Below are 16,005 nucleotides of genomic sequence, written 5' to 3' on the forward strand. Positions count from 1 at the left end.
GCAGGAGGACGGGAACCCATGACGCGCATCCTGATGATTAGGGCATTTCTGCTCCTCGGCCTGCTCCCCTGCCTCGGCGCCCGCGCCCAGGAGCCCGCCCCCGGCTTCACGCCCCGCCAGCGGGAGGAGATCGTCTCCATCCTGCGGGAGGCGCTCCGCAGCGATCCCTCGATCCTCCGGGAGGCCATCGCGGCCGTGCAGGAGGCGGGTAGGGCCGAGCAGGAGACGGCCCGGCGCGCGGCGCTGGCCGCCAGCCGCGATGCCCTGTTCAACGACGCGCGCGACCCCATCAAGGGCAACCCGCGCGGCGACGTCACCATCGTCGAGTTCTTCGACGCCCGCTGCACCTACTGCAAGGCGCTGCACCCGACGATGCAGGCGCTTCTGCAGCAGGACGGCAACCTGCGGGTGGTGATGAAGGACCTGCCCATCCTCGGCCCGAACAGCGTCGTCGCCAGCCGCGCGCTGCTCGCCGCCCAGCGCCAGGGCAAGTACGAGCCGCTCTACGACGCGCTGCTCAAGCTCCGCGCCGAGCCGACGGAGGCGGTGATCCAGGCCGAGGCCCAGCGCGCCGGCCTCGACTGGGCCCGCCTGAAGCGCGACATGGACGACCCCGCGATCCAGGCCCGGCTGGAGGCGAACATCGCCCTCGCCCAGCGCCTGCAGCTCGAGGGGACGCCCGCGCTTGTCATCGGCGACACCATCGTGCCCGGCGCGGTAGAGCTGGCCGACCTGCAGCGCCTGGTGGCCGAGGCGCGCCGCCGTGGCTGAGGGGCCCGAGCACGCGCGGGAGGAGGGCGCGGGGCTCGCGACCGACTTCTCCCGGCGCATGTCCTACGGCGCCTACCTCGACATCGACACGCTGCTCTCCGCCCAGAAGCCGCTGTCGGACCACCACGACGAGCTTCTCTTCATCGTCATCCACCACGTCCAGGAACTCTGGATGAAGCTCATCATCCGCGAGCTGGAGGTGGCGACCGCCTGCGTGCGGGAGGGGGACCTCCGCCCGGCCTTCAAGAGCCTCGCCCGCGTGTCGCGCATCCAGCGCCAGCTCGTGGAGGCCTGGGACGTGCTCTCCACCATGACGCCGGCCGACTACCTCGCCTTCCGCGACGTGCTCGGCCAGTCCTCGGGCTTCCAGTCCTGGCAGTACCGGCTGATGGAGATCCTGCTCGGCGCGCGGGACGAGTTCATGCTCCGGCCGCACGCGCACGACGCCGCGGTGAGCGCGCGCCTCCAGGCCGCCTTCGACGCGCCCTCCCTCTACCAGGAGGCGCTGCGCCTCGTGGCCCGGCGCGGCATCCCCGTGCCGGAATCGGCCCTCGGCGCCAACCCCGCCGAGCGCCACGCCGAGGACGAGGGCGTGGTGGAGGCCTGGGCCACCGTCTACCGGCACAGCACCGAGTACTTCGACCTCTACGAGCTGGCGGAGGAGCTGGTGGACCTCGAGGACGCCTTCCAGCAGTGGCGCTTCCGCCACGTGACCACGGTGGAGCGGGTGATCGGCATGCGGACGGGCACCGGCGGCTCGGCCGGCGTCGCCTACCTTCGCAAGGCCCTCGAGCGGCGCTTCTTCCCGGAGCTCTGGGCCGTGCGTGGCCGGTTGTAGCCGGGCGGCCCTGGGCAACCTGCGGGCGGCCGGGCGATGATGCCGGCATGAAGGTCCTCGTCCTCGGCGCCGGCGTCACGGGGCTCGCCGCCGCCTACCTGCTGGCGCGCGACGGCCACGCGGTGACGGTGCTCGAGCGCCGCGGCGGCGTCGCGCTGGAGAGCAGCCACGCCAATGGCGGCCAGCTCTCCTACTCCTACGTCGCGCCGCTGGCCGGGCCGGGCGTGGTCGGCAAGCTGCCGGGCTGGCTGCTGGACCCGGACAGCCCCGTCCGCTTCCGCCCGCGCCTCGACCCCGCGCAATGGGCCTGGGGCGCGCGCTTCCTCGCCGCCTGCAACGCGCGGGCGGCGGACCGCACGACGCGGCGCCTGCTGCTCCTCTCCTTCCTCTCCCGCGACCTGACGCGCGCCGCGATCGGGGACGAGGGGATCGAGTGCTCCTTCCGGCACGCGGGCAAGCTCGTGGTCTATTCCGACACGGCGGGCTTCGAGGCCGCCCGGCGCCTGGTGGACTACCAGCGCTCGCTCGGCAGCGAGCAGGAGGCGCTCTCGCGCGAGGCCTGCCTGATGGCCGAGCCCGCGCTCGCCGGCATCGCGCACCGGGTCTGCGGCGGCATCCTCACGCGCGGGGAGGACGCGGCCGAGTGCCGCCTCTTCTGCGCGGGGCTCGAAGCCGCGATGCGGGGCGGCAACCTCGGCGTCACCTTCGCCTTCGGCACGGAGGTGCGGCAGATCCTCGCCGTCGGCGGGCGCGTCATTGGCGTGCTGACGGACCAGGGGGTGGAGGAGGCGGAGGCCGTCGTCCTCGCGATGGGCGCGGGCAGCACGCGGCTGCTGGCGCCGCTCGGGATCCGCCCGCCGCTCTACCCGCTGAAGGGCTACAGCCTCACCCTGCCGATTGCGGCCGAGGACGCGGCGCCCCGCATCAGCGTGACGGACTTTGCGCGGAAGGTCGTCTACGCCCGCCTCGGCCGCGACCTCCGCGTGGCGGGGATGGCGGACCTCGTGGGCTACGACACGCGCTTCGACCTCGCCCGCCTCGACCTGCTGGTGCGCCAGGCGCGCGAGGCCTTCCCGGACGCCGCGGACTGGCGGACTCTCCGGCCCTGGGCGGGGCTGCGCCCGGCGACGCCGACCGCGCTCCCCATCCTCGGCCCCGTGTCGAGCCTGCCCAACCTGCACCTCGATATCGGCCACGGGGCGCTCGGCTTCACGCTCGCCATGGGGTCCGCCCGCGTGGTGGCGGACCTGGTCGCCGGGCGGGCGCCGCCGATCCCGATGGAGGGCTTCGCGGCCTGACCGGCCTTCCCGCCCGGGAACTCCCCCGTCAGGATGATACGGACCGGAAAGGGAAGAGGGACAGGATGCGATTCGCTTCGTTGCTCGGCGCCGCGGGCGCCGCGCTGCTCGCCTTCGGGGCCGCGGCCCAGGCGCCCGCGCCCACACCGGCGCCCGCCGCCGTCTCCCGCGGCGCCACGCCGGTCTTCGACGGCGTGAAGTCGCGCGACTACATTCGCTGCGGCGTCTCCCAGGGCACGCCCGGCTTCTCCGCGCCCAACAGCCAGGGCGGCTGGGCGGGCTTCGACGTGGACTTCTGCCGGGCGCTGGCCGCCGCCGTGCTCGGCGACGCCAACAAGGTGCGCTACCAGGCCTATTCCGCGCAGCAGCGCTTCACCGCGCTCCAGTCCGGCGAGATCGACGTTCTCTCGCGCAACACGACCTGGACCTTCCAGCGCGACATCCAGCTCGGCCTCGAATTCGTCGGCATCGCCTTCTACGACGGCGCCGGCTTCCTCGCGCGGAAGTCGCCCGGCCTGGAGCGAGCCGTGCAGCTCGACGGCGCCTCGGTCTGCGTGCAGACGGGATCGACAAACGAGCTGATCGTCGCGGACTTCGCGCGCACGAACAACATCCGCCTCAACCCGCTCGTCTTCCAGAACCTTGAGCAGATCTTCGACGCGCTGTTCAACGGCCGCTGCGACGCCTTCAACTGGGACCGCGCGGCGCTGGCCGGCACGCGGCTGCGCGCGCCCAACCCCGACGACTTCGTGCTGCTGCCGGAGGTGCTGAGCAAGGAGCCCTACTCCCCCGTTGTGGCCCAGGGCGACCAGCGCTGGCTGGAGATCGTCCGCTGGACCCTCTTCTCCCTCGTCGAGGCGGAGGAGCAGGGGGTGACGAGCGCCAACCTCGCGGAGAAGCTGCGCAGCAACGACCCGAACACGCAGCGCCTGCTGGGCGTGACCGGCAACTTCGGCACGATGCTGGGGCTCAGCGACCGCTGGGCCTACGAGGCGGTCCGCCAGGTCGGCAACTACGGCGAGATCTTCGCGCGCAACCTGACGCCGATCGGGATCGACCGCGGGGTGAACCGCCTCTGGAGCCAGGGCGGGCTGATCTACGCGCCGGCGATGCGCTGACGCGGCGCGGGGCGCTGGAGCGCCCGGATGCGCTCCAGCGCCCCGTCCACCTCCTCGGCGGTCTGGTAGGGGCCGAAGCCGAAGCGGAGCCGGCGGCCGCGGCGGTCGGTGATGACGCGCGCGGCCTCGAGCCGGGCCTGCCAGCCGCCGGCGTCCTCGATGTCGAAGGCGAGGAAGTTGCCGCGCCGCGGTTCCGAGAGCGGCACGGCGAGCGAGGTGGGGTCGAGCCCGCTGCCCGCCAGCCCCGCGCAGAACCGTTCCTGCAGGGCATGGGCGTGGGCGTGGATCGCGCCGACGGTCAGCCCCACCTCCTCCACCCAGCGCAGCGCGGCGTCCAGCCGGTAGAGGCCCGAGGGGTCGAAGGTGGCGCCGAGGAAGCGGCGCCCGTCCTCCGCGTAGCCGACCCGCCCGTCGCTCGCGGCCAGGGCGCCGAAGGCCGCGTACCAGCCGGTGTCGCGCGGGCGGGGCAGCCAGCCCGGCGGGCAGTGGAGGAAGCAGGCGCCTTCCCCGGCCATGGCGTACTTATACCCGCCCGAGGTGTAGAAGGCCCGGCCCGCGAGGCGCGAGAGGTCCACCGGGCGCGCCATGAAGGCGTGGTAGCCGTCGATCACCAGCACCGCCTCGCCCGCGGCCTCGGCCAGCGCCTCCAGCCCGGTGAGGGCGTAGCCGGAGTGGAAGAAGACCTCGCTGACCCAGACGAGGTCGAAGCCGGCCCGCGCGGCCTCGGCCAGCCGCGCCACGCAATCGCCGCCGGGCTCGGAGGGCACGCGCGTCACCCGCACCAGCCCGTCCTCCTCCAGCCGCGCGATCTGCCGGGCGAAGGAGTGGAACTCGCCGTCCGTCGTCAGCACGCGGGGCGGGCGGCCCGTGGGCAGGGCGCTGAGGATGCGCCGGACGAACTCATGCGTGTTCGGGGCGAAGGCAATGGTGGAGGGGTCGGGCAGGCCGAGATGCCGCGCCACCCCCGCCGCGCAGCGCGCCGTGAGCGGGCCGAGCACCTCCTCCCACTTGCCGTCCTGCAGCCGGGCCGCGTCGTCCCAGGCGCGCGCCTGCGCCTCCCGCGTCGCGTCGGGCCAGGGGTGGTGGCTGTGGGCGGCGAAGTGGAGCCGGCCGGGCTCCGCGGTCAGGAAGCGCGAGAAATGCGCGCGCAGGTCCAGCATCGCCCCTCCGGATTGTCGCCGTGCCGCCAGCGTATAGAGTGACCCCCGGAGACCGGGAATGACACGACGCCGTCAGACAGCGTCCGCGCCCCGCGCCGGCCCGGCACCGCCCGAGGGGGAGATGCGCGGGATGCCGGCGGGCCGGGCCGCCCCGTGACCGAGGACGCCCTGGGCTTCCCGGTGCGCGTCCCCGTGCCCGACCTCCGCGCGCTGGCCGGCGGCAACACCGGCATCCCCGGGGTCTGGCGCCTCGACTCGGGCCGGCCGGGCCCGCACGCGGTGATCACCTCCCTCGTCCACGGCAACGAGTTCACCGGCGCCGCCGTCCTCGCCCGCTGGCTGCGCGCGGGGCTGCTGCCGGCCCGGGGCGTCCTCACCCTCGTCTTCGCCAACCTCGACGCCTTCGCCCGCTTCGACCCCGCCGACCCCACCCTGTCCCGCTACGTGGACGAGGACCTGAACCGGGTCTGGAGCCCGGCGCTCCTCGACGGCGGACGGGACAGCCTCGAGCTCCGCCGCGCCCGCGCGCTCCGCCCGGTCGTCGAGGCCGCGGACGCGCTGCTCGACCTGCACTCGATGCTCTGGCCCTCGGACCCGCTCGTGCTGGCGCCCGCGAGCCCGGCGGCGCTGGCCATGGCGCGGGCGATGGGCGCCCCCGGCCCGATCGTCGCCGACGCCGTCCACCCCGAGGGGCCGCGCATGATCGACCACGCGGCCTTCACCGCCCCCGGCACCCACCGCGTGGCGCTCCTGGCCGAGGCCGGGCAGCACTGGGAGCCGGGCACGGAGGCCGTGGCCCAGGCCTACGCGGGCGGCTTCCTGCGCGCCCTCGGCATGGCGCCGCCCCCGGCCCGGCTGCGGCCCGAGCCCCCGGTCTGGCGCGTGACGGGCGCGGTGACGGCGGCGTCGCGCCGCTTCGCCTTCACGGACAGCTTCCGCGGCGGGGCGGTCATCCCCCGCGCGGGCACGCTCATCGCCCGCGACGGCGAGGCGGAGATCCGCACGCCGCACGACGAGTGCCTGCTGGTGATGCCCTGCCCACGCGTGATGCGGGGGCACGTCGCGGTGCGGCTGGCCCGCCGGGAGGAGGCCGGAGGCGCCCGGGCCTAGGCCGGGGTGGCGCCGCCGCTCAGGCCGCCGCCGGCTCGCCCGGCACCGGCTCCTTGCCGTCCGCCCGGATCAGCGCCGCGATCTCCGCCGCCGCCGCCTCGAGCGCCGCCTCGTCCGTACCCTTGGCGACGAGCGCGACGCCGTTCCCGCCCTCGCGGTAATAGGGGTAGGAGCCGATGTCGAGCTGCGGGAAGCGGTTCTGCACGGCGGTCAGCGCCTCGGCGATCGTTCCCTCCAGCAGGCCGTGCGCGTGCACGGCGCGGGACTTCACGGGGGTGCCGCCCTGGAGCGTCGGCGCGACCACCTCGAACATGCTGCGCATGATCCGCGGCACGCCGGCCATGACGTGGACGTTGCCTATGGCGAAGCCCGGCGCCGAGGTTTCGGCGCAGAGGATGGGGGTGGCGCCGCGGGGCAGGGTCGCCATGCGCAGCCGGGCCGGGTTCATCGTGACGGGCGGCGAGCGGCGGGCGTAGTCGGCCTCCATGATCGCGCGGGAGGGCTCGTGCACCTCCCAGGGCACGCCGAAGGCGCGGGCCACGCACTCGCTGGTGATGTCGTCATGCGTCGGGCCGATGCCGCCGGTGGTGAAGACGTAGGTGAAGCGGACGCGGATCTCGTTGACGGTGCCGATGATCGTCTCGGGCACGTCGGGGATCACCCGCACCTCGCGCAGGGGGATGCCGAGCTCCCCCAGGCGCGTCGCGAGGAACTTCAGGTTCGCGTCCTGGGTGCGGCCGGAGAGCACCTCGTTGCCGATGATGATGAGGGCGGCGGTCGGCTGGGTCATGGGCGGTTCCCCGGGAGTGGTCGAGAGAGGGTCGTCGCGCGGGCGGCCGCGTCAAGGCCGCGGGAATCACCTTTCCCCCGCGCCGGCCGCCGGGGAGGCGTCGTCAGAGGAAGTCCCGCAGCAGCGCGACCAGCGGCTTGTCCGCCGGCGGCATGGCGTAGTCGCCGAGCCTGTTCGGCCGCACCCAGGCCAGGGCCTGCCCCTCGCGCCCCTCGGGCGTGCCGCCCCAGCGGCGGCAGAGATAGAGCGGCATCAGCAGGTGCCGTCCCTCCAGCGGGTGGGAAGCGAAGGCGAAGGGCGCGAGGCAGGCGGCCGAGACGTCGATGCCCAGCTCCTCCTGCAGCTCGCGGATGAGCGCCGCCTCGGGCGTTTCCCCCGGCCCGACCTTGCCGCCCGGGAACTCCCAGAGCCCCGCCATCGGCTTGCCCTCGGGACGGCGGGCCAGCAGCACGCGCCCGTCCGCGTCCACCAGGCCGCAGGCGACCACAAGGAGGAGGCTGGCCCCGGCCGGGGCTGCCGCGGGCGCCGGCGCGGGGGCCGCGGGTTCGGGCCCGGCCGAGAGCTCGGCCCGTCCGGCGCGGAAGCGGCGCACGGGCAGGCGGGCGTTGCGGGCGGTGAAGTCCTGCTCGGCCCAGCCGTCCTCCTGGAAGCCGATCCGCGCGAGCACGGCGGCGGAGCGCGCGTTCTCCTCGAGGACGGAGGCGTGGATCTCGTCGAGGTCGAGGTTGGCCAGCGCCCAGCGCGCCAGCCGCCCGGCCGCGCGCGGCCCGATGCCCTGGCCCCAGTGACGCCGCGCGACCCAGTAGCCGAGCTCGGCATGGCGCGGGCGCTCGCGCGCCGTGGTCAGGCCGACGCAGCCCACCAGCGCCTCGTCCCGGACGATCGCGAGGTGCCAGGCGGTGCCGGCCTCGATCTGCGCGCGGGTGGAGGCGATCCACTCGTCCGCCAGGGCGCGGGAATAGGGGAAGGGGACGCGCGCCAGCATGCGCGCCACCTCCCAGTCGTTCACCAGGCGGTGGAGCTCGGCCGCGTCCTCCGCTCGGAGGGCGCGCAGCGTCAGGTCCCCCGCCTGCAGGGGCGCGAAGATCGCGTCGCTCACCTCGGCTCTCCCGGACCCGGCCGGGCGCGGGGGCGCCGCCTCAGCGGCGCCACCAGCCCTTCTTCGCCGGCGCGGCCGGGGCCTCGGTGCCGAGCAGCACGGGCTGCACGACGGTGCCGGCCACCGGCTCCGCCCGCCCGGCCTCGACCGCCGGCACCGGCGGCGCCTCGGAGATCGAGGGCGCCGCGGGGGCGGGCTCGGGCGCGGCCGGAACCGGCGCCTCGGCGACAGGAGCCTCGGCAGGGGCCGTGGCGACGGGCTCCGCCACCGGCTCGGGCGCGGCGAGCGCCGGCGGCTCGGCCGCCACGGGAGCCGGGGACTCCGCCGCGATGGGGATCTCGCGCACGCTGCGGGGGGCCTCGGCCTCCTCCACGGCGTCCAGCGTGTCCATCAGGGCGTCGTAGGTGCCGCCGAAGGGATCGGCGGGGGTCGGTCCGGTGTAGCGGGGGGCGGGAGAGGCGTCGCCCGCGCCGGGCGCTGCCTGATCCGCGGCGCGCGGGGCTTCGCCGTCGGCGCGCGACGCGTCGCCGTCGGCGCGCGACGCGTCACCCTCCTCGCGGCGGCGGCGGCCGCCGCGGCGGCCCCGGCGGCGGCGGGCGTCGCCCTCGGCCTCCGGGCGGTCACCCGCCGCGCGCTCCTCGCCATTCGGGATGGCCCCGGCCACGGCCGCGTCCTCGGGCGCCTCGGCGACGGCTTCCGGGGCATCCTCGGACGCGTCCTCGGCCTCGCCCTCGGCGCCCGTGCCCGGCGCGGCACCGTCCTCGCGGCGCCCGCCACGGCGGCGGCGACGGCGGCGGCGGCCGCGCTCCCCGGCGTCCTCGGCGGTGGCGGCCTCGCCGTTGGCGACCGGCGCGGCGGCGGCACCCGCCTCCTCCGGGGAGAGGATCTCCTCCTCCTCCTCGTCATCCCCGCCGCCGGCCAGGATCACCGGCTCGGGCGCGTAGTCCATGCGGAGCGCGGGCACGGCCGCGGGCGGCGCGGCCAGGGTCTGGGGTCGGGTGCGCTCGATCCGGTTCTGGGCCGCCGTCATGGCCGCGTCGGGCTCGAAGAGCACGCACATGGCGTGGCGGCTCTCCACCGCCGCCAGGCGCTCGCGCTTGCGGTTGAGGATGTGCATGGCGACCGCCGGCGAGCAGTGCACCACGATCTCGGCGGCGCGGCGGCGGGCGCCCTCCTCCTCGATGGCGCGGAGCACGTGCAGCGCGGCGCTCTCGTCGGAGCGGACGATGCCCAGTCCCTGGCAATGCGGGCAGGTGACGAAGGAGTGCTCGGTGAGGCTGGGGCGCAGCCGCTGGCGCGACATCTCCAGCAGGCCGAAATGGGAGATGCGGCCGACCTGGATGCGGGCGCGGTCGTGCTGCAGCGCCTCCTTCATGCGCCGCTCGACCATCGCGTCGTTGCGGCTGCTCTCCATGTCGATGAAGTCGATGACGATGAGGCCAGCCAGGTCGCGCAGGCGGAGCTGGCGCGCGATCTCGTCCGCGGCCTCGAGGTTGGTGCGGAGCGCCGTGTCCTCGATGTGCCGGTCCCGCGTCGCGCGGCCGGAGTTCACGTCGATGGAGACGAGGGCCTCGGTCTGGTTGATGACGATGTAGCCGCCCGAGCGGAGCTGGACCGTCGGCGACATCATGGCGTCGAGCTGCTGCTCCACGCCCATGCGCGCAAACAGGGGCATGCCGGGGTCGCGGTAGAGCTTAACCTTGCGCTCGTTCTGCGGCATCAGCATGCGCGTGAAGTCGCGCGCCTGGCGGAAGGCCTCCTCGCCCTCGATCTGGATCTCCTCGATCTCGCGCGCGAAGTTGTCGCGGATCGAGCGCTTGAGGAGGTCGGCTTCCTCGTACACCAGGGCGGGGGCGGTCGAGGACAGGGTGCGCGTGCGGATGTCGTCCCACAGGCGCAGCAGGTACTCGCAGTCGCGCCGGATCTCGGGCTTGGGCCGCTGGGCGCCGGCGGTGCGGACGATGATGCCCATGCCGCGGGGCAGGCCGACCTCGTCGATCACCTCGCGCAGGCGCTTGCGGTCGGTGGCCGACGAGATCTTGCGGGACACCCCGCCGCCCTTGGGCGAGTTCGGCATGAGGACCGAGAAGCGGCCGGGGAGGGAGATGTAGGAGGTGAGCGCCGCGCCCTTGTTGCCGCGCTCCTCCTTGACGACCTGGACGAGGATGACCTGCCGGCGGCGGATCACCTCCTGGATCTTGTAGTGCCGGAGGAACTTCGAGGGGATACGGCGCTCGCGGCGCTCCTCGTCGCTGTCCGTGCTTTCGCGGTCCTCGCGGTCGTCGCCGCCCACCGTCTCCGGCAGCGGCCCGGCGTCCTCGGCGCGCTCGTCGTCCTGCCCGTTCCCGTCGTCGCGGTCGTCGCGCCGGTCCTCGTCGGCGGCGGCCTCGGCGACCGGGTCGCCCTCGCTCACGCGGTCGACGTGCATGGTCATCGGCTGGGCGCGGGGCGCGGGCGCGCCGTCCTCGCCGCCGCCCGTCTCGCCGCCGATCGAGGCCGGGGTGGCGTCGATCGTCGCCTCGGCCGGGCTCTCCGCGCCGCTCTCCGGCGCGGAGGCCGCGGGGGTCTCCTCCGCGGCGGGCGTGGCGGGGGCGCCGTCCTCGCCGAAGCTCTCGCCCGCGGGGAGGCCCGTCGTCTCGGGGTGGTTCGCGGCCGTCTCCTGGCCCGGGTCGCCCGCGGGCTCCCCGGCGGGCGCCGGCTCCTCGCCCTCGGCGCCGAGGGCGGCGTCGGCGGATTCCTGAACGGCGGCGGCGGCCGAGGCGGCGGCCTGCTGGCGGCGGCCGTTGCGATCGCGGTCACGCCCGCGGCCGCGGTCGCGGTCCCGCTCCCTGTCCCGGCCCGGGCGGGCGAGGTCGGCGTCGTCGCGGGGCGCTACGCGCTCGGCCGCGGTCTCGATCTCGTCCTCGGGATCCTCCTCGGCCGCCTCCTGGGCCTGGGCCTCGAGGAGGCGCTGCCGGTCGGCGACGGGGATCTGGTAGTAGTCGGGGTGGATCTCGCCGAAGGCGAGGAAGCCGTGGCGGTTGCCGCCGTACTCGACGAAGGCGGCCTGCAGGCTGGGCTCCACCCGGACGATCTTCGCCAGGTAGATGTTGCCCTTCAGCGGGCGGCGGTTCTGGGTCTCGAGGTCGAAGTCCTCAAGACGGTTGCCGTCCAGCACCACCACCCGCGTCTCTTCGGGGTGGGATGCATCGATCAGCATGCGCTTGGTCATGGAAGGGAAGGCTCCGCGCCGCGCGGGGCTCTGTGCGGCCGGCGGCGGTGAGGGTTGGGGGGCCGGGAGGGGACCGGCGCGGGGCGAGGGTGACCGTCATCCGCCGCCGTTCCTTTCTCCCGCGGGCACGAGGCCCGGATGCGCTTGGGCATGGGAATGCCCGGGTGGGTTCGGGCGCGGGGCCCGGTTGCTCACGGGCGCCAGGGCGCCCGATGGGTTCGTTCTCGGGCGCCGGGGCGCCCGATGGGTACAGTCGCGGGCGCCGAGGCGTCCGGTGTCGCGGCCCTGCGCGGACCCCTCGGCGCGGCGATCCGCCTCCTTCGCAGGACGAGGGGCGCGCGCGGGCGGTCCGGCGGCTGGCGCGCGGTCCGCTGGTCCCGCCCAGGGGAAGATCCCATGGGGGGCAAGACAGGGCCCTGCCGCGCCGCGTGGCGCGCGCCGGAGAGGGGTGCCGGCCCGCGGCCCCGGCGCGGCAGGGCCGGCTCGCCCGGCCGGAGATCGGCAATGGCGGCGGCCCCTGGCCGGGGTGCGCGGGGTCGGGCGTCCATGGCGCATCCGCGCCTAGACCGGCGGCCGTTCTGGTCGGCCGCGCCCGGAACCCTCCACCGGCGGCGTGCCGCCGGGGCAATGCACCATACGCAGGGGGGGGCCGCGGAGCAAGGCGCTGTGTGCCACGGGCCACACCGCCCGCCGAAGCGCCCTGGCGGCCCCCTCCGGGGCCCCGGTTCGGCCCTCCCGCGGGCTCCCGGGCGCGTTGCGGCAAGGATTTGCCATCCTCCGGGTGCTAGGGTCTACCGACGGGGATGGGGCTTGGCCTGGGGGGGCCGGAGAGGATGGAACCGCTTCCGACGCGACGAGGCGTGATCGCCTCGACGCTGGCCGCCACGGCCTCGGGCCTGGCCCTCGGGGCGCCGGCCGATGCCGCGCCGCGGCGCGAGGGCGCGCCCCCCGCCGGTCCGGCGGTGCGCCGCGCCGCGCCGCGCCCGCTGGTGGTGCTCGACCCTGGCCATGGCGGGAAGGACCCCGGCACGATCGGCGCCGCCGGCACCTACGAGAAGCGCGTCGTCCTCGCCGCTGCGCAGGAGATGCGGCGCCGGTTGGAGGCGGGCGGGCGCTGCCGGGTGCTGATGACCCGCACGCGGGACGTCTTCGTGCCCCTTGCCAGCCGGGTGGAGTTCGCCCGGCGGAACGGCGCGGCGCTCTTCGTCTCCGTCCACGCCGATTCGGCCCCGGGCGCGCGCGGGGCGAGCGTCTACACCCTCTCCGAGACCGCCTCCGACGCGCTCTCGGCCGGCCTCGCCCGGCGCGAGAACGCGGCGGACGCCGCGGGCGGGCTGAACCTGCCGACGGTGCCGGCGGAGGTGCAGCGCATCCTGATGAGCCTCGTGCGGCAGGAGACGCGGCAGGGCTCCGTCCGGCTCGCGGCGATGACGGTGGGCGCGCTCCGCCCACGGGTGGCGCTCCTGCCCAACACGCACCGCCAGGCGGCCTTCGCGGTGCTGAAGGCGCCCGACATTCCCTCGGTTCTCGTGGAGATCGGCTTTCTCTCCAGCCGGCTGGACGAGGCACAGCTCAACCGGTCGGCGCACCGGGCGGTGGTCGCCGGCGCCCTCGCCTCGGCGGTGGAGAGCTACCTCGAGCGCCCGGGCCTGGGCATGGCCGCGACCGGCTAGCCCCGCGCCCGCAGCCCTCGCGCGCGGCCCTTGGATTTTGGTTATGAAACAGCAATTTCGGGAGAGGCGCCGGCGGGGACGGCCGGAGGCCGGCGCCAAAATCGCGCGGAGGTGTTAGGCGATGGCCGCGGCGGTTGATGCTATGGAGCCGCTCGCCACGGGCGGAACGGCATCCTTGCCGTGGCATCCCGGCACCCGGCGCTTCTGATGCAGGACGGATGGGCGGCCCCGATGGGACTGCCGTGAGGAACAGGATGGCTTCGAGAGATCTTCGCGCCGAACGGCCCCTGGTGGGCGAGCGGCGCCCGCGTGACGGCTCGGGGTCCTCCCTCGGCAACGGGGGCGGCAACGGCGGCGGCGACCTGCCGCCTGCGCCCCCGGCCGGGCCGCGCCGGCCGCGGCGCCCCCGCGCGCTGTGGCTGCGGCGGACCGTCGGCTTCGTCTTCTCGGTGGGCCTCGTCGGCGTCGTGGTGGGCGGCATCGCAGGCTACGGCCTCTGGCGCAGCGCGACGGCGGACCTGCCGGACCACGCCTGGCTGGCCGACTACCAGCCGCCGCAGATGTCGCGCATCTACGCCGCCGACAGCCGCCTGATGGCCGAGATGGCGATCGAGCGCCGCGTCTTCGTGCCCATCGCCGCCATTCCCAAGCGGGTGCAGCAGGCCTTCGTCTCGGCCGAGGACCAGAACTTCTGGAGCCACGGCGGCGTCGACCCCCTGGCCGTGGCCCGCGCCGCCGTCACCAACCTCGAGCAGCTCGGCAGCGGCCGGCGCAGCATCGGCGCCTCCACCATCACCCAGCAGGTCGCCAAGAACATGCTGGTGGGGGCGGACCGCACCATGATGCGGAAGGTCCGGGAGGCTATCCTCGCCCAGCGCCTCGAGACGGCGATGAGCAAGGACCGCATCCTCGAGATTTACCTTAACGAGATCTTCCTCGGCGCCCAGGCCTACGGCGTGGCCGCCGCCGCGCAGAACTACTTCAACAAGGGCCTGGACGAGCTGACCGTCGGCGAGATGGCCTTCCTCGGCGCCCTGCCGAAGGCGCCGAACAACTACAACCCGAACCGCCACCCCGAGGCCGCGAAGGCGCGCCGGGACTGGGTGATCGAGCGCATGGCCGAGGACCGAGCCATCACCCGCGCCGAGGCCGACGCGGCCAAGGCGGAGCCGCTGATCGCCCGCGGCCGCGCCCGGCCGGACCTGGTGCCCGTCGGCCAGTACTTCACCGAGGAGGTCCGGCGCGACCTGAACAACCGCTTCGGGGCGGAGCAGACGAGCATGGGCGGGCTGGTGGTCCGCACCTCCATGGAGCCGCGCCTGCAGGCCGCGGTCGAGAAGTCGCTGCGCGACCACCTCATGAACTACGACCGCCGCCGCGGCGGCTGGCGCGGCCCGGTGGCGAAGGTCTCCGCCGCCCCGGCCGAGTGGATGCCCGCGCTCGAGGGCGTCGCCCGCACCCCCGGGATGCTCGCCGACTGGCGGCTGGCCGTGGTGTTGGAGGTGAACAACCGCGAGGCCCGCCTCGGCTGGGCCGAGCGCCCCGCCCCCCGCGCCGCCGCCCAGCCGCGCGAGGGCCGGATGCCCTTCGAGGACATGGCCTGGGCCCGCCCGGTGCGCGATGGCCGGATGGGCCCCGCGCCCCGCCGCATGCAGGACGTGGTCTCCCCGGGCGACGTGGTGATGGTCGAGACCCTTCCCGCGACGACGGGCCGCAACGCCCGGGCCGAGCGGCTGGTGCTGCGCCAGATCCCGGAGGTGGAGGGCGCCGTCGTCGCGCTGGACCCCGCCACGGGCCGCGTGCTCGCGATGTCCGGCGGCTTCGACTTCGGCAAGTCCTGGTTCAACCGCGCGACCCAGGCGATGCGCCAGCCCGGCTCCTCCTTCAAGCCCTTCGTCTATGTCACGGCGCTGGAGCAGGGCATCCCGCCGAACCAGCAGCTCCTCGACGCGCCCTTCGAGATGAACACGCCCCAGGGCGTGTGGCGGCCGGGCAACTACGGGGACCGCACCTCCAACGGCTGGGTGACGATGCGGACTGCCATCGAGAAGTCGCTCAACCTCGTGACCATCCGCCTCGCGCAGGAGGTCGGCATCGACAAGGTGGCCGACACCGCCCGCCGCTTCGGCGTCATCCCGAACATGCCCCGCGTCCTCTCCATGTCGCTCGGCGCCGGGGAGACGACGGTGATGCGCATGGCCGCGGGCTACGCCGCCTTCGTCAACGGCGGGCGGGGCGTCGAGCCCTCGCTGATCGACAGCGTGCAGGACCGCTTCGGCCACGTGGTGTGGCGCAACGACGCCCGCCGCTGCCAGGGCTGCGACGCCGACGTCTCGGCCGGGCCGCCGACCCTGACCGACACGCGCCGGCAGGTCGTGGACCCCATCGCCGCCTACCAGATGGTCTCCCTGCTGCAGGGCGTGACGCAGCGCGGCACCGGCATCGCCGCCGCCAAGGGGCTGAACCGCCCCGTGGCCGGCAAGACCGGCACCACCAACGACTACTACGACAACTGGTTCGTGGGCTTCACGCCGGACATCGTGGTCGCCGTCTGGGTCGGCTTCGACGACCCGCACAGCCTGGGCGAGGGCGAGACGGGCGGCGGCAACGCGGCGCCGATCTTCAACGAGGTGGTGGCCGCGGCCCTGCAGGACAGCCCGCCCGTGCCCTTCCGCGCGCCGCCGGGGGTTGCGCTGGTGCGGGTCTCGACCTCGAACGGCCAGTCGATCCTCGAGCCCTTCCGGCCCGGGACCGAGAACTCGGCCCGCCCGCCGATGGGCGCGAACCTCGCCTCCGGGGCCGAGGGACGCTCGGCCGGCAGCACGGCCTCGGCCGTGGACAGCAGCCTGGGCGGGCTCTACTAGGGCCGGTCCGGGCTCCCCGTCGGGGGCGCCCCCATCACGAGGAGATCGGATCGGCGCCTCCCGATTCGACCGG

The 16,005-nt window shown here is 75.2% G+C and carries 11 protein-coding genes; 7 read left to right on the forward strand and 4 right to left on the reverse strand.

Annotated elements, in window-relative coordinates; all coding sequences use genetic code 11:
* Positions 1-18: 18 nt before the first annotated feature.
* The 4 genes from EAH89_RS16885 to EAH89_RS16900 all read left to right on the forward strand — a co-directional run bounded on the left by EAH89_RS16885 (position 19) and on the right by EAH89_RS16900 (position 4,025).
* Positions 19-771: a DsbA family protein gene (locus tag EAH89_RS16885; RefSeq protein WP_140884886.1), complete on the forward strand. Its 753-nt coding sequence runs from the start codon at positions 19-21 to the stop codon at positions 769-771.
* Positions 764-1,609 carry a tryptophan 2,3-dioxygenase gene (gene kynA, locus EAH89_RS16890; protein WP_241667064.1) on the forward strand — a complete coding sequence of 282 codons (846 nt, stop codon included), beginning with the start codon at positions 764-766 and terminating at the stop codon, positions 1,607-1,609. The genes EAH89_RS16885 and kynA overlap by 8 nt, the downstream gene beginning before the upstream one ends.
* Before the next feature lie 47 nt (positions 1,610-1,656).
* Complete coding sequence (locus EAH89_RS16895; RefSeq protein ID WP_140884887.1) at positions 1,657-2,907, forward strand: D-amino acid dehydrogenase; 1,251 nt, start codon at positions 1,657-1,659, stop codon at positions 2,905-2,907.
* A 65-nt stretch (positions 2,908-2,972) separates the two neighbouring features.
* Complete coding sequence (locus EAH89_RS16900) at positions 2,973-4,025, forward strand: amino acid ABC transporter substrate-binding protein (protein ID WP_140884888.1); 1,053 nt, start codon at positions 2,973-2,975, stop codon at positions 4,023-4,025.
* On the opposite strand, the gene EAH89_RS16905 is transcribed toward EAH89_RS16900, so the two are convergent.
* Positions 4,004-5,185 carry an aminotransferase class V-fold PLP-dependent enzyme gene (locus EAH89_RS16905; RefSeq protein ID WP_140884889.1) on the reverse strand — a complete coding sequence of 394 codons (1,182 nt, stop codon included), beginning with the start codon at positions 5,183-5,185 and terminating at the stop codon, positions 4,004-4,006. The two genes, EAH89_RS16900 and EAH89_RS16905, sit on opposite strands and share 22 nt — an antisense overlap.
* 153 nt (positions 5,186-5,338) lie before the next feature.
* Here EAH89_RS16905 and EAH89_RS16910 point away from each other — a divergent pair, with 153 nt between their 5' ends.
* Positions 5,339-6,295 (forward strand): M14 family metallopeptidase, encoded by a 957-nt coding sequence (locus EAH89_RS16910; protein ID WP_140884890.1) that lies wholly within the window; start codon positions 5,339-5,341, stop codon positions 6,293-6,295.
* A gap of 19 nt (positions 6,296-6,314) precedes the next feature.
* On the opposite strand, the gene EAH89_RS16915 is transcribed toward EAH89_RS16910, so the two are convergent.
* The 3 genes from EAH89_RS16915 to EAH89_RS16925 form a co-directional block, all read right to left on the reverse strand.
* Entirely contained in the window at positions 6,315-7,085 is a 771-nt protein-coding gene (locus EAH89_RS16915; protein ID WP_140884891.1) for a competence/damage-inducible protein A, read from the reverse strand.
* A gap of 103 nt (positions 7,086-7,188) precedes the next feature.
* A complete protein-coding gene (locus tag EAH89_RS16920) occupies positions 7,189-8,184 on the reverse strand; it encodes a bifunctional GNAT family N-acetyltransferase/(deoxy)nucleoside triphosphate pyrophosphohydrolase (protein ID WP_140884892.1) in 996 nt (331 codons plus the stop codon).
* 40 nt (positions 8,185-8,224) lie between these two features.
* Positions 8,225-11,395, reverse strand: a complete 3,171-nt coding sequence (locus EAH89_RS16925) for a ribonuclease E/G (RefSeq protein WP_140884893.1) — start codon at positions 11,393-11,395, stop codon at positions 8,225-8,227.
* 833 nt (positions 11,396-12,228) lie between these two features.
* On the opposite strand from EAH89_RS16925, the gene EAH89_RS16930 reads away from it, so the two are divergent.
* Positions 12,229-13,068 (forward strand): N-acetylmuramoyl-L-alanine amidase, encoded by an 840-nt coding sequence (locus tag EAH89_RS16930; RefSeq protein ID WP_241667065.1) that lies wholly within the window; start codon positions 12,229-12,231, stop codon positions 13,066-13,068.
* 254 nt (positions 13,069-13,322) lie between these two features.
* Positions 13,323-15,932: a penicillin-binding protein 1A gene (locus EAH89_RS16935; RefSeq protein WP_140884895.1), complete on the forward strand. Its 2,610-nt coding sequence runs from the start codon at positions 13,323-13,325 to the stop codon at positions 15,930-15,932.
* Positions 15,933-16,005: the final 73 nt, after the last annotated feature.

The organism is Muricoccus nepalensis (assembly GCF_006438825.1).
Classification (GTDB): domain Bacteria; phylum Pseudomonadota; class Alphaproteobacteria; order Acetobacterales; family Acetobacteraceae; genus Roseomonas; species Roseomonas nepalensis.